Annotated in this window: 13 protein-coding genes; 6 read left to right on the top strand and 7 right to left on the bottom strand. The window is 64.1% G+C overall.

Annotated elements, in window-relative coordinates; genetic code table 11:
* Window positions 1-21: 21 nt before the first annotated feature.
* Entirely contained in the window at window positions 22-951 is a 930-nt protein-coding gene (locus tag JOF46_RS09060) for a carbohydrate ABC transporter permease (RefSeq protein ID WP_209907020.1), read from the top strand.
* Window positions 948-1,916 (top strand): carbohydrate ABC transporter permease, encoded by a 969-nt coding sequence (locus tag JOF46_RS09065; RefSeq protein ID WP_209907021.1) that lies wholly within the window; start codon window positions 948-950, stop codon window positions 1,914-1,916. Before JOF46_RS09060 ends, JOF46_RS09065 begins: the two co-directional genes overlap by 4 nt.
* A gap of 265 nt (window positions 1,917-2,181) precedes the next feature.
* Here the strand turns inward: JOF46_RS09065 and JOF46_RS09070 are convergent, their stop codons facing one another.
* From JOF46_RS09070 to JOF46_RS09085, 4 genes are all read right to left on the bottom strand, one after another.
* Complete coding sequence (locus JOF46_RS09070; protein ID WP_209907022.1) at window positions 2,182-2,970, bottom strand: amino acid ABC transporter ATP-binding protein; 789 nt, start codon at window positions 2,968-2,970, stop codon at window positions 2,182-2,184.
* Between the two features lie 11 nt (window positions 2,971-2,981).
* On the bottom strand, window positions 2,982-3,776 hold the full coding sequence (locus tag JOF46_RS09075; protein WP_209907023.1) for an amino acid ABC transporter permease: 795 nt from the start codon (window positions 3,774-3,776) through the stop codon (window positions 2,982-2,984).
* 92 nt (window positions 3,777-3,868) lie between these two features.
* A complete protein-coding gene (locus JOF46_RS09080) occupies window positions 3,869-4,660 on the bottom strand; it encodes an ABC transporter substrate-binding protein (protein WP_209907024.1) in 792 nt (263 codons plus the stop codon).
* A 165-nt stretch (window positions 4,661-4,825) separates the two neighbouring features.
* The gene (locus JOF46_RS09085; protein ID WP_209907025.1) at window positions 4,826-6,163 is read right to left on the bottom strand and encodes an isochorismate synthase; all 1,338 of its coding nucleotides are present in this window, start codon (window positions 6,161-6,163) and stop codon (window positions 4,826-4,828) included.
* A 118-nt stretch (window positions 6,164-6,281) separates the two neighbouring features.
* On the opposite strand from JOF46_RS09085, the gene JOF46_RS09090 reads away from it, so the two are divergent.
* A complete protein-coding gene (locus tag JOF46_RS09090; RefSeq protein ID WP_209907026.1) occupies window positions 6,282-6,980 on the top strand; it encodes a demethylmenaquinone methyltransferase in 699 nt (232 codons plus the stop codon).
* Window positions 6,981-7,166: 186 nt separating this feature from the next.
* Entirely contained in the window at window positions 7,167-8,264 is a 1,098-nt protein-coding gene (locus tag JOF46_RS09095; RefSeq protein WP_209907027.1) for a polyprenyl synthetase family protein, read from the top strand.
* A gap of 21 nt (window positions 8,265-8,285) precedes the next feature.
* Here the strand turns inward: JOF46_RS09095 and JOF46_RS09100 are convergent, their stop codons facing one another.
* The 3 genes from JOF46_RS09100 to JOF46_RS09110 are packed head-to-tail and all read right to left on the bottom strand — an operon-like array spanning window position 8,286 to window position 10,679.
* Entirely contained in the window at window positions 8,286-8,801 is a 516-nt protein-coding gene (locus JOF46_RS09100; protein WP_209907028.1) for an HIT family protein, read from the bottom strand.
* Window positions 8,802-8,811: 10 nt separating this feature from the next.
* Window positions 8,812-9,246, bottom strand: coding sequence for an SMI1/KNR4 family protein (locus JOF46_RS09105; protein WP_209907029.1), 435 nt, complete (start codon window positions 9,244-9,246; stop codon window positions 8,812-8,814).
* A 26-nt stretch (window positions 9,247-9,272) separates the two neighbouring features.
* Window positions 9,273-10,679 carry a PucR family transcriptional regulator gene (locus tag JOF46_RS09110; RefSeq protein WP_209907030.1) on the bottom strand — a complete coding sequence of 469 codons (1,407 nt, stop codon included), beginning with the start codon at window positions 10,677-10,679 and terminating at the stop codon, window positions 9,273-9,275.
* A 111-nt stretch (window positions 10,680-10,790) separates the two neighbouring features.
* On the opposite strand from JOF46_RS09110, the gene JOF46_RS09115 reads away from it, so the two are divergent.
* Together JOF46_RS09115 and JOF46_RS09120 are read left to right on the top strand one after the other, a co-directional pair.
* Window positions 10,791-12,368: a sodium-dependent transporter gene (locus JOF46_RS09115; protein WP_209907031.1), complete on the top strand. Its 1,578-nt coding sequence runs from the start codon at window positions 10,791-10,793 to the stop codon at window positions 12,366-12,368.
* On the top strand, window positions 12,365-12,502 hold the full coding sequence (locus tag JOF46_RS09120; protein WP_209907032.1) for a methionine/alanine import family NSS transporter small subunit: 138 nt from the start codon (window positions 12,365-12,367) through the stop codon (window positions 12,500-12,502). The genes JOF46_RS09115 and JOF46_RS09120 overlap by 4 nt, the downstream gene beginning before the upstream one ends.
* Window positions 12,503-12,521 lie beyond the last annotated feature (19 nt).

The following is a 12,521-nucleotide window of genomic DNA, read 5'->3' on the forward strand; positions in this document are numbered from 1 at the left end:
GCACCGGAAGGCAGCAGCACCATGAGCGTGGGCACCCCAACCCGATCAACGATTCCCAAGACCAGGACCAGCGGCCGCCAGGCACGTACCGCAGCCTTGCTGCTGGCCCCGTTCGCGGTGATCTTCCTGGGCATGTACCTGGCGCCGCTGTGCTTCGCGGTCTACCGCAGCCTGTTTGTGCTCAAGCGCGACGGCCTGGGGCTCACGGCGCCGACACTCGTCTTTGACCCGTTCACCAATTACCTCAAGGCGTTCACCGACCCGGTGTTCATCGAGTCCCTCGGCCGGGTGCTGCTCTTTGGCGTCGTCCAGGTGCCCGTCATGCTCGCCCTCGCCACCGGGCTCGCCTTGCTGATCGATTCACGCTCGGCACGGGCCAAGGGATTCTTCCGGCTCACCAGCTTCCTGCCCTACGCGGTTCCCGGCGTCATCGCGGCGCTCATGTGGTCATTCCTCTACTCGGGAACCTCCAGCCCGATCAACGCACTGCTCGCACCGCTGGGCATCGAGATTCCGTTCCTTGGACAGGACATGGTCCTGTGGTCGGTCGCCAACATCGTGACCTGGGGCTGGACCGGCTACAACATGATCATCATCTACGCCGCACTCCAGTCGATTCCCGGGGAAATACTCGAGGCGGCCAAGATCGACGGCGCCTCGGCCTGGAACATTGCCTGGAACATCAAGATCCCCATGGTCCGCCCGGCACTCATCCTGACCGCGGTATTCTCCATCATCGGCACGGCCCAGCTCTACAACGAGCCCAAGGTGCTGCAAAGCGTCTCGGGCGGCTCCATCGACTCGGCCTTCACCCCGATCATGGCGGCCCAGGCAGCCACCGCCGCACAGAACTATCCCTACGCCGCAGCCACCTCGGTGATTCTCGCGGTGCTGGTTGGCATCTTGTCCATCACCTTCTTCAAGATCACGAACCGAGGCTCGGACGCATGAGCAGCCAATTGACCGCCGGCGATTCCCTGGCCCCGGCCGACACCAAGACGAACACGGCACCGGCCCCGGCAACCCGTGCCCGCACCGGCCGGAACTTTGGCGCCGCGCGGGGCTCCGGGCCACGCAACAACCGCGAGACCTCGCTGGCCAGCCGCCTGGTGGTCACCATTGTGCTGGGCTGTTTCGCGCTCTACTTCCTGGTGCCGATCTGGTGGCTGCTGGTCGCGGCCTCCAAGCCCATGGGGGAGCAGTTCTCGGCCCCCGGTTTCTGGTTCAACGGGATGCACCTGGGCGCCAACGTCGGTGAGCTGCTGACCTCGCGCGATGGCATCTTCATGCGCTGGATCCTCAATTCCATCTTCTACGCCGGTGTGGGTGCCATCGTGGGCACGCTGCTTGCCTCGATGGCCGGCTACGCCTTGGCCAAGTACCGCTTCCGAGGCCGTGAGGTCGTCTTCGGGGTGGTGCTGGCCGCGGTCTTGATCCCCAAGATCCTGTTCACCCTGCCGCTGTACCTGATGTTCTCCGAGGTCGGGCTGATCAACAACCCTCTGGCGGTGATCCTGCCCAGCATCGTCAGTCCCTTCGGCGTTTACCTCTCGCGCGTCTTTGCGGCCCAATCGGTGCCCGACGAGATCATCGAGGCCGCCCGGATCGACGGGGTGGGCGAGGTGGGGATCTACTTCCGGATAGGCCTGCGCATGATGACCCCGGCGCTGGTGACGATCTTCCTGTTCAACTTCGTGGAAATCTGGAACAACTACCTGTTGCCGGCGATGGTCATCAACGATTCCTCGCTGCAGCCGGTCACTGTCGGCTTGGTCTCCTGGTTCGCTTCCAACGGCAAGGTCCCGATGTCACTGGTGGTCATTGGTGCGCTGGTATCGATCATTCCGCTGCTGCTGCTCTTCCTGTTCCTTCAGCGCTTCTGGAAGGCAGGGCTCACCGCCGGAGCGCTGAAATAGTCAACCGAGCCATTGCTCCGGCACCGCCACGGGAACCCGGGTTGGAACGGACGAAGGGTAGTCGGCATTCCTGGCAACAGGAATGCCGACCACCCTTCATTAACGTTGGACGTTTCAGGATCATTCGCGCCGTACCGCAGTGTCCATGGATAAAGAGGCAGCGAAGGCCGCAGGAGCACCATTGGCGGGGTCGTTAAGGACCGAGGGGGCGGCTGGCGTCCGCGTGGATGCCAGCCACCCCCTCGGGGATTCTGCCGTGCGGGATCTACTCTGCGATCTCCACGTGGGTGGGATCGAGCACGCGCTTGAGGAAGTCCTGGGTGCGCGGCTGCTGCGGGTTGCCGATGACCTCCTTGGCGGGCCCCTGCTCGACGACGACGCCGCCGTCCATGAAGATCACCCGGTCTGCGACCTCCTTGGCAAAGGACATCTCGTGGGTCACCACCAGCATGGTCATGCCGCCCTTGGCCAACGAGCGCATGATGGCCAGCACCTCGCCCACGGTCTCCGGGTCGAGCGCCGAGGTCGGCTCGTCAAAGAGCATCAGGGTTGGATCCATCGACAGCGCACGGGCGATGGCCACGCGCTGTTGCTGCCCGCCGGAGAGCTGGTCGGGGTAGCGGTCACCGAAGTCCCCCAGACCCACACGGTTGAGGTTCTTCTGGGCGGTTTCCTGGGCCTGCGCCGCCGGCCGCTTCAGGACCTTGGTCTGTGCAACGGTGCAGTTTTGCAGGACCGTCAGGTGCGGGAACAGGTTGAACTGCTGGAAGACCATGCCAACCTTTTGGCGCATCTTGTCCAGATCCACATCGAGGTCGGTGGCGTCGAATCCGCCGACATGGATGACGCCGGCATTCGGCTTTTCCAGAAGGTTGACGCAGCGCAGCAACGTCGATTTCCCCGAGCCCGAGGGGCCGATAAGGCACACGACTTCTCCGGGCTTGACCTCCAGGTCAATGCCCTTGAGGACTTCGTTGTCGCCGTAGGACTTGTGCAGGCCGCGGATATCCACGCCTGATGCCTTGAAAGTGGTTTGGGTGTTGTTGTCAGACATGAGGTACTTCCCTAACGCTTCGTCCGTGCAGAACGGGATTCAAACTTTCGAGCGATCAGGCTCAAAGGAATGGTGATGACGAGGTAGAACGCACCGGCCACGATCAAGGGGGTGATGCCGGCACCGAGGGAGGTGATGCCGTCTCGACCGATCTTGGTCATTTCGTACTGTGCCATGCTCGCCCCCAAGATGAAGGCCAGGGACGAGTCCTTGGTCAGCAAGATGACTTCGTTGGTCATCGGCGGGAGGACGATCTTGAACGCCTGGGGGATCACGATGGTGACCATGGCGCGCCACGCGGGCATGCCCAGCGACCTGGCGGCTTCGATCTGCCCCTTGGGTACGGCTTGCAGGCCCGCGCGCAGGGTCTCGGCGATGTAGGCCGCTGAAACCAGACCAAGGGAAACCATGACCACCACCGGTTGCGGCCAGCTCGTGCCGGGGAAGGCGGTAGGCACGCCGTAGCCAAAAGCGATCAGGACCAGGATTGCGGGAACCCCGCGGAAGAACTCGATGAAACCGGTCGCGAACCAGCGGTACGGAGCGAAGCTGGCCATCTTCATGAGCGCCAGGAGCAGGCCCAGGGCCAATCCGAAGGCAAAGGAGATCACCGTGTAGTACAGGGTGTTCTTCAGGCCGACCGTGATCAGCTCGGGGAAGATGGGGCCCAGCTTGTCGAACGCGAAGAAATTGTCGCCGAGGATCCTCCAGTCGACTTGGAGCACCACCGCCACGATGACGCCGACGAAGATGACGATCTGAATGATTTTGCTTAATCGGGCGCGTTGACGAGTGGTCATGGCCATGGGATTGAAGCCTTCCGTGAAAGATGGCGAGGCCCCGGTTCCGATCGGGAGCCAGGGCCTCGCCTGTGTGCCTGCATCAAATGAGGTTGACGTTAGTTGGTGGTGCCGAACCAGGTCGCGGTGAACTTGGCGAGTGAACCGTCATCGGTCAGGCGCTTGAGCGTGGTGTTGACCTGGTCGAGCATCGGGGTCGCACCCTTGGGAACTGCAACACCCAGCTGTTCGCCGGTCTTGAAATCGGCAACGCGCTTGAGCGTGGGGTCATCCTTGATGGCGTAGCCCAGCACCGACTGGTTTCCCAAGGTTGCAACGGTGGTTCCCGCCTTGAGCGAGGCGAGCTGGAGGCCCGAGTCCTCGTAGCCGATGGCGTCAAGTCCGTTTTCCGTGGCGAACTTCGCACCGGTGGTGGCCTGCTGTACGCCGACCTTCTTGCCCTTGGCCGACTCCAGGTCGGTGACACCCGAGCCTTCCTTGGCGACGAGGGTCAGGTCGTCATCCATGTACGGGGTGGAGAAATCCATGTTTCCCTTGCGCGCGTCGGTGATGGACACCGAGGAAATGGCGATATCGCACTGCGTTTTGAACAACCCCGACTCGATGGCGTCGAAGCTGGAATCGATCACGGTGAGTTCGACCTTCATGTCCTTGGCGATCTCGGCGGCGATGTCCATGTCGAAGCCGACGTTCTTGCCGTCCTTGACGAATTCGAACGGCTCGTACGGGATGTCGGAGCAAACGGTGAGCTTGCCGGCATTGATGAGCTTAAGCGCGTTGGCGTCAGTCGAGGATGCAGCAGGGGTTTCGCTGCTGCCGCAGGCAGTCAAGGCCAGGGCCCCCACGGCCGCTACTGCCAATGACTTGAGCACGGTTGATGTAATCCGCATGGAGTGTGATCCTTCTCTAGGTGAACGCTCGCAGGTTTTGCGTTGAAGATCATTCTAACCGGCAGCGCAGCCCTTGTGAGATGTGCCTCACAGGCTACATTGTTTTTCTCATGGTAAACAAGTTTCGTTGTTCAATCGTTGTACGACGTGGGCTTGCCCAAAAACCTAGATGCCAAGTGCCTCGCGCATGGGACGCATCTTGGCCCAGGACTCGGCAAGCTCGGCCACCGGATCGGAAGCGGCAACTACGCCGCACCCGGCGTAGAGCCTAACCGAGGTGGGTGATTCGATGACTCCACCACGCAGGGCAATGCCGAACTCGCCGTTTCCGCGGGTATCGATCCATCCCACGGGTCCTGCGTAGGGCCCGCGGTCCATACCTTCAAGCTCGCGCAGGATCCGGCCCGCCTCCTTGGTGGGAGTCCCGCACACGGCTGCCGTCGGGTGGAAGACCTCGGCCAAATCAAGCACGCTGGGCACCGAACCGTCGGCCCTCGCCGCGAGGGACGCCTTGACATCCGAGGCCAGGTGCCAGACGTTGGGCAGCTGCAGGACAAAGGGCTCGTCAGGGGCGTCCATGCCCGAGGAAAGCGGGCCGAGCTGCTCGGTGAGCGAGTCGATGGCCAACTGGTGCTCGTGGCGCTGCTTCTCGTCCTCGATCAGCATGCGGTGGGCGTAGCGGGAATCCCCGCTCGGGGCAGTGGCTCGGTCAAGGGTCCCGGCCAGGACCCTGGCCTCGGCAATGTCCCCGCGCACGCGCACCAACATTTCGGGGGTGGCTCCGATGAGCCCGTCCACCGAGTAGGTCCAGCAGTCGTCGTAGCGCAGCACCAGCTGGCGCAGGACCTGGGCGACGGCGATCGGGGAAGCGAGCTCGGCCACCGCGTCGCGGGCGAGCACCAGCTTGGTCGCGGCACCGGATTCGATGACCGCAACACCCTTGCGCACCGAGTCCTTGTATTCCTGCTCCGAGATTTGCCCGGCCACGAGCCGGTCGAGGCCCTCCCCCAGCTCGTGCTCGGGGGAGTAGTCCTCCAGCAAGGCAGCCAGTTCCGCCTCGGCCGCCTCCGCGCTCAGTTCCGTCTCCGGGTCCGCCACGGTGTAGGTGATCCAGCTGCAGGTCTCGTTGCGGCCCACCACGATCCGCGGCACGATCAAGCGCGAGGAATAGTTGCTGGAAAACGAGAAGGCGAACGCCCCGAAGGCGATCAGCCCCGTGCCCGGTAAATCCAGCGGGTCACTTACCTGCGCCGCATCGGAAACCGCATCCCACCACGCGTGTGCCAGGGCAAAACGCTGGGGGCCGGTGGATTCGAACCTCGCCACCTGGCCAAAACCGATGGTTCCCTCGCCATGACGGGACCACACCAGGGAATCGTCGCGGGTGATGTAGTCGAGCAGGCCGTGCTCGCTCATGGCCGGCCGCTGGACGGTGATCGAACGCAGGAGCGGGACGGTGCCCGGGGCCGGGGTTCCCAATGCGGCGGAAATTTGCGAAGTCATGATCTGCCTAGCTTACCGCCGCCGAACGGGCCCCATGGGGCGGTAGTGGCCCCGCTCACCCGGGCGCCGGAGCCGCAAGGGTTTTCCCGATGCCGGTGAACTTTGCAACAATGAAACGGTGAGCCGTGCATCGCTGGAAAAGCGCCCCGAAGAAGTCCAAGCCATGTTTGATGATGTCGCCCCGCGTTACGACGTGATGAACGACGTCCTCTCCCTGGGCCAGACCCGGCGATGGCGCAAGATCGTCGTCGAGGCGGTGGGCGCCAAGCGCGGCCAGCGGGTCCTTGACCTGGCCGCGGGCACCGGAACCTCATCGGAACCGTACGCGGATGCCGGAATCGGCGTCGTGGCGTGCGATTTCTCCCAGGGCATGCTGAAGGTCGGCAAGCGCCGCCGTCCCGACATCGACTTCGTTGCCGGGGACGCCACCAACCTGCCCTTCGCCGAGAACAGCTTCGATGCCTCCACCATCAGTTTCGGGCTGCGCAACGTCAATGAGCCCAAGCTGGCGCTGGCGGAAATGCTGCGAGTGACCAAGCCCGGCGGAACCCTGGTCATTGCCGAGTTCTCCCACCCCACCTTCGCCCCGTTCCGCACCGTTTACTCCGAGTACCTGATGCGGGCGCTGCCGCCGGTGGCCACCAAGCTTTCCTCCAATCCCGCCGCCTACGTTTACCTGGCCGAATCCATCCGTGCCTGGCCCACCCAGGACGGGCTGGCCGCGTGGATCCAGGAAGCCGGCTGGGAAAACTGCCGCTACCGCAACCTCTCCGGAGGCATCGTGGCGGTGCACCGGGCCACCAAGCCACGGGCCTGAGAATGGCCAAGTGCGTCTCCCCGGGGTCCTCGACCTGCCGCGATCCCGGCACAAAGGGAGCCCCCGCGGTGAATGGCGATAGAGTGAACCTTGTACTTGAGCAGCTGGTGCCAACCGACCAGCACCCAGAATCGGCCACCCGCCGCCCCTGGAGCCGACCGTCGAGAGATAGTAAGTCTTAGAACAGTGACCGATTCCCAGACAAACTGGACAGCTGCCGGACACGGCGTGCACGACTCCTTCGATTTGAACCCGGAAACCAGCGTGCTGGCCGCCGCGGTCAACCTTCCCGGCGGTTTTGGGCTCATCGCCCAGGACCCCGAGTTCGGTCCCGCCATCGCCACCGGGCTGGCCAAGGTAGAGAAGCTGCTGCGCGATGCGATCGCCAATTCCGACCCGCTGATCGATGCCACCAGCCGACACCTGGTCGAGGCCGGTGGCAAGCGCATCCGGCCCCTGCTGGTGATCCTCGCTTCCCTGCTGGGTGACGGCGTGACCGAGGACGTCATCAAGGCCGCTGCCATCGTGGAACTGACCCACCTGGCCACGCTTTACCACGACGACGTCATGGACTCGGCGCCGCTGCGCCGCGGCGCTCCCACCGCGCACGAGGTCTGGGGCAACTCCGTGGCCATCCTCACCGGCGACTTGATCTTCGCCCGCGCCTCGGTGATCGGCGCGGAGCTGGGACCGGAGGCCGTGTCCATGCAGGCGCGCACCTTCGAGCGGCTCTGCCTGGGCCAGCTGCACGAATCCGTCGGCCCGCGCGAGGACGACGACCCGATCGAGCACCACCTGAACGTCATCTCCGACAAGACCGCATCGCTGTTGGCCACCTCCGGTGCCTTCGGCGCGCTCTTTGGAGGGGTGGCGCAATACGTGGAGGTGCTGCGTTCCTACGGCGAGAAGGTCGGGGTGGCCTTCCAGGTCGCCGACGACGTCATCGACGTCACCGGCGCGCAGGTCCGTTCGGGCAAGACCCCGGGCACAGACCTGCGCGAGGGCGTCCCGACGCTGCCGATCCTGCTGATGCGCGATGCCGCAGCGGCCGGGGACACCGCAGCGGCGAAGGTGCTGGAGCTGGTGGACGGGGACCTGACCGAGGACGCCGCGCTGGCCAGCGCCGTGGCCGCGGTGGCCTCAAACCCCGCGACCAACCAGGCCTGGGACGTGGCCCGGCACTGGGCCGATGCCGCCATCGAGGCCCTGGCTCCGCTGCCGGAGGGAACCGTCAAGGAATCCCTGGCCGCCTTTGCCGACGCCGTGGTCACCCGCGAGCTCTAGGCCGGGGTTGGACACCAAGAACTAAAAACTGAATCCTTCGGGGGTTTCTCCCCAAAGGTTCGCCTCGTCAAGGGCCGCCCGCAACCGGGCGGCCTTTTGCGCGCGTTCCTCCACCGATACGCGGTGGCGCAGGTGCCCATAGAGGTTGTCTCCGGGGAAGCGCGGAAAGACATGCTGGTGGTAGTGCCACACGTGCTGGTTCCCGGCCGGCTCGTTGTGCTGCCGGGTGCTGGTGCCCTCCGGGTTCCAAGCCTGTTTCATGGCCAGGGCGATGCGCCTGGTTTCCAACATGATGTTCGCGGCGACCTCGTCGGGCAGGTCGTAGAGCGCCTCGTGGTGCTGGACCGGGATGACCATCGCATGCCCGCCATAGGGACCGAAGCCGTCACAGGCCATGATGACCGCGACGGATTCGGTGCGGTAGATCAGGTCCGAGGGCACACAGAGGTTTCTCTCCGAGAGCGTACCTCCGGCCAGCAGCTCACAAAACGGGCAGGCATAGCCTTGCGGGGCATGCGATTTCCATAATCCGCCCATGGGCCGTGCGTTAGTTGTTCAGCTCGGGGGAGAGCTCGTCGAACACCCAGGTGAACATGTCCAGGACGTATTCGCTGAAGGTGCCTTCCTCGGACTTCCAGATGCCGCGGGCGTTCTGGCGGCGGTACACGATCGGGTCCGGGACCTCGAGCTGGTCCACGCGGATGCCCCACACGTACTTTTCCTCTTCGTCCTCCAGGAACAAGAGGTAGCCGTCTTCGATCTCGAGCTCATCGGGGTCGAAGAAGTAGTGGTAGGCCTCCATGAGGTCCTCGCAGCCGCCCAGGGCCATGTAGAACTCGCGCAGGACCAGCGGGATGGGGGAGCCGACCTCGGACAGGGCGTCTTCGATTTCGGATTCGGTCAGTCCGTCTTCAACTTGCCACTCGTCCTCGAGGTAAAGCGGAACCAGCGAACGGAACTTCTCAAGGAACATTTCAGCCATGCCCACCATCTTAGTCGGCCAGCGCCCTAGTTCAGGTCCAAGGCGGTCAGCGCCAGCCACAATTGCACCCGGTCCGCGGTGGTGGTGGGGTCGTAGCCGGAGAGCTCGCTGATTTGCTGCAGCCGGTAGCGCACGGTGTTCCGGTGCAACCCCAGGGCCTCGGCAACAGCGCCGACGCTTCCGTCGAGTTCCAGGTAGCTGCGCAATGTGCCCAACAACTCGGCCGAGTGCTTCTTGTCAAAGACCTGCAGCGGCTCCAGGGCCTCTTGCGCCAGGGCCTGCAGCGGCACGTCGCGGGCTGCCAGCAGAAGCGACGTCAGGGACAGCTTGGAAGGGGTGTTGATGCGTTCGCCGTGACGCAAGGCCTCGATGGCCTCGAAGAAGCTCCAACGCAGGCCGTTGGGTTGGGTGTAGCCGCCGCCGAACCCGACACGCGCCCCGATGCCCGCACCCTGGAGGTAGCTGTCGATCCCGTCGGCGACCTCGGTGCCGTCGTTGCGTGCCACCACCAATGCCAGCCGGTCCTCGACGATGGCCGAGACGATGTGCTCGAATTGCGGCGGGATGGGCAGGGTGCGCAGGGCCTTTTCCTGGCCCGGGGCCGCGGCGACCAGCACCACCGAGTGCGGCTGGCTGGGAACCACGCCGATTCCCTGGAGCCTCGCGTTGGCCTCCGAGCCCTTGAGGGTTCCGGCCATCAGATCGGAGAACGCCTGCCCGGCGACCAGCCGGTTGGATTCGCGCAACCTGGCCTGGTTGGCCAGTTCCAGGCCGATCAGGCCCTGGGCATAGTGCACCAACCCGTCATGCTCGTAGGGCTCGGACAGGTAAAGGGTGCACTTGTCCCGCAGCCCGGTGGCGATGGGCACCTCGTGCCAGGTGTCGTCGCCCAATTCGGGTCCGTGGATCCGGGCGGCATATTGCGTCAGGGCCACCGCGGTGCCAAGCATCCGGGCCAGTTCGCGCAACATGGCACGCAACCCGCCGGTCAGCAGGGTGGAGGCGAGTTGCTGGTGTCCCTGGAGAAGCTGCTCGAGGCGCTTGAGGTGGTCGTCGTTCAAGGCGTCGGCGATGAGCTTGGTGATGGCGACGAAAGGGGTTTCGTAGGGGACCTCGAACACGGGCAGGCCCAGCTCGGTGGCCTTGCGGATCACCGCGGCCGGGACGCTGCGGTGGCTCAGGCCGGTCCCGTAGCCCAGCGCCAGGGCGCCCGCACCGTGGACCGTGGCGACGAAGGCCTCCTGGTTGGCAATCGTGTTTTGCCGCAGTCCCGTGGTGAGCACGATTTCCCCTCCGCTGAGGAAGGGGGAGGGATCGCGCAGTTCGGTGACGGCGGCCCACTCAATGGGTTTGTGTCCCACCCCGGAGATGTCGGTGTGGGCCTTGAGCCCAAGGGTGCGGGACTCAAGAAGTTTCAACAGGGTGATCGCCATGCACTAATACTAGGAGATTTTTTGTGCACTCGTACTACGGAGAAGGTCGGAAGAGACCGCTTAAGGGATTCAATTCACAAGTTGGGATGCAATCTTGGGTAACGTTGGTCCATGACCACTCCATCTTCAGTCCAGGGCGGAAAACCCGACCTGGTGCGCAGGGAAACATTCTCTACGCGAAAACTTTTCATACTCTCGGCCATCGGCTCCGCCGTCGGCCTGGGTAACATCTGGCGCTTCCCCTACATCGCATATGAAAACGGTGGCGGCGCTTTCCTGGTTCCGTATCTGGCGGCACTGCTGAGCGCGGGCATTCCCCTGCTCTTCCTCGACTATGCGATCGGGCACAAGTTCCGTGGTTCCGCGCCGCTGGCCTACCGCCGGCTACACCGTAGCGCAGAGGTCCTTGGCTGGTGGCAGGTCCTTGTCTGCTTCATCATCGCCATCTACTATGCGGTCATCATTGCCTGGGCCGCCATGTATACCTGGTTTTCGATGACGAAGGCTTGGGGCGGGGACCCTGGGGCCTTCTTCACCGGAGAATTCCTCCAGGTCTCCGAGACCGTCAACGTCGGGTTCAACTTCGTGCCGGGTGTGTTCTGGCCGCTGCTGATCACCTGGGTTGCCGTCATCGGCATCATGGTCGCCGGCGTGAACAAGGGCATCTCCCGCGCCAACGCGGTGTTCCTGCCGCTGTTGGTCGTCATGTTCATCATCCTGGTCGTCCAGTCGCTGTTCCTGCCCGGGGCCATCGATGGTCTGAATGCATTCTTCACCCCCAACTGGGAAGCGCTGGGCAACCCGGGGGTGTGGGCGGCAGCCTACGGCCACATCTTCTTCTCGTTGTCGGTGGCCTTCGGCATCATGGTCACCTACTCCTCCTACCTGAAGCGCAAGACGGACCTGACCGGTTCGGGCATGGTTGTCGCATTCGCCAACTCCGGCTTCGAGATCCTCGCGGGCATCGGAGTCTTCGCGGCCCTGGGCTTCATGGCCTTCACCGCCGGAACGGCCGTGGGGGACGTGGCGGTTCCGGGCATCGGCCTGGCCTTCATCGCCTTCCCCACGATCGTCTCCGAGGCGCCGCTGGGCGCGCTGATGGGCGTGCTGTTCTTCGGGTCGCTGGTCTTTGCCGGGGTGACCTCGCTGATCTCGATCCTCGAGGTCATCGTCGCAGCAGTGCAGGACAAGCTGGGATGGTCGCGCGTGAAGGCCTCGCTGGCGGTGAGCATCCCGGTGGCGTTCGTGTCGCTGTTGCTTTTCCCGACGGCTACCGGACTGTACCTGCTGGACACCTTCGACGCGTTCGTGAACAGCTTCGGCATCCTCGCCGGCGCCCTGGTCGCAGTGATCCTCGTGGCCTGGGGCCTGCGCAAGCTGCCGATGCTTTCGGACCACCTCAACAAGTTCTCCTCGGTGCGCATGCGCACCGTCTGGATCGTCCTGGTCTCCGTGATCGCCCCGGTGGTGCTCGGCTACATCCTGTACAACGAGTTCGCGACCAAGATCACCGAGACGTATGAGGGCTACCCGGTCTGGTTCGTCGGGGTGTTCGGCTGGGGAATGGCCGGTGCCTTGGTCCTCGGCGCGATTCTGCTCACGCTGATTCCGTGGAGCTCGAAGTCCAAGCTCAATGATCCCGAATACGCGGCCGCGCTGGCCGCAGAGAAAGTGGAGGATGCGGCATGACTCCCATTGCCATCACCATGATGATCATCGCCATGGTCACGATTTGGGGCGGGCTTATCCTCTCCCTGGTCAACCTGGCCCGGCACCCCGAGGACGAGGGCAACCTGCCCGAGGAAATCGCTCCGGAGCTGTAGATGCACCCAGGTGCAGCCA

Origin of the sequence: Paeniglutamicibacter psychrophenolicus (assembly GCF_017876575.1) — a bacterium.
Taxonomy (GTDB): Bacteria; Actinomycetota; Actinomycetes; order Actinomycetales; family Micrococcaceae; genus Paeniglutamicibacter; species Paeniglutamicibacter psychrophenolicus.

Coding starts and splice junctions, on each gene's coding strand:
- JOF46_RS09060 (WP_209907020.1), top strand. CDS start 22: ATGAGCGTGGGCACCCCAACCCGATCAACGATTCCCAAGACCAGGACC.
- JOF46_RS09065 (WP_209907021.1), top strand. CDS start 948: ATGAGCAGCCAATTGACCGCCGGCGATTCCCTGGCCCCGGCCGACACC.
- JOF46_RS09070 (WP_209907022.1), bottom strand. CDS start 2,970: ATGTCTGACAACAACACCCAAACCACTTTCAAGGCATCAGGCGTGGAT.
- JOF46_RS09075 (WP_209907023.1), bottom strand. CDS start 3,776: ATGGCCATGACCACTCGTCAACGCGCCCGATTAAGCAAAATCATTCAG.
- JOF46_RS09080 (WP_209907024.1), bottom strand. CDS start 4,660: ATGCGGATTACATCAACCGTGCTCAAGTCATTGGCAGTAGCGGCCGTG.
- JOF46_RS09085 (WP_209907025.1), bottom strand. CDS start 6,163: ATGACTTCGCAAATTTCCGCCGCATTGGGAACCCCGGCCCCGGGCACC.
- JOF46_RS09100 (WP_209907028.1), bottom strand. CDS start 8,801: ATGGGCGGATTATGGAAATCGCATGCCCCGCAAGGCTATGCCTGCCCG.
- JOF46_RS09105 (WP_209907029.1), bottom strand. CDS start 9,246: ATGGCTGAAATGTTCCTTGAGAAGTTCCGTTCGCTGGTTCCGCTTTAC.
- JOF46_RS09110 (WP_209907030.1), bottom strand. CDS start 10,679: ATGGCGATCACCCTGTTGAAACTTCTTGAGTCCCGCACCCTTGGGCTC.
- JOF46_RS09115 (WP_209907031.1), top strand. CDS start 10,791: ATGACCACTCCATCTTCAGTCCAGGGCGGAAAACCCGACCTGGTGCGC.
- JOF46_RS09120 (WP_209907032.1), top strand. CDS start 12,365: ATGACTCCCATTGCCATCACCATGATGATCATCGCCATGGTCACGATT.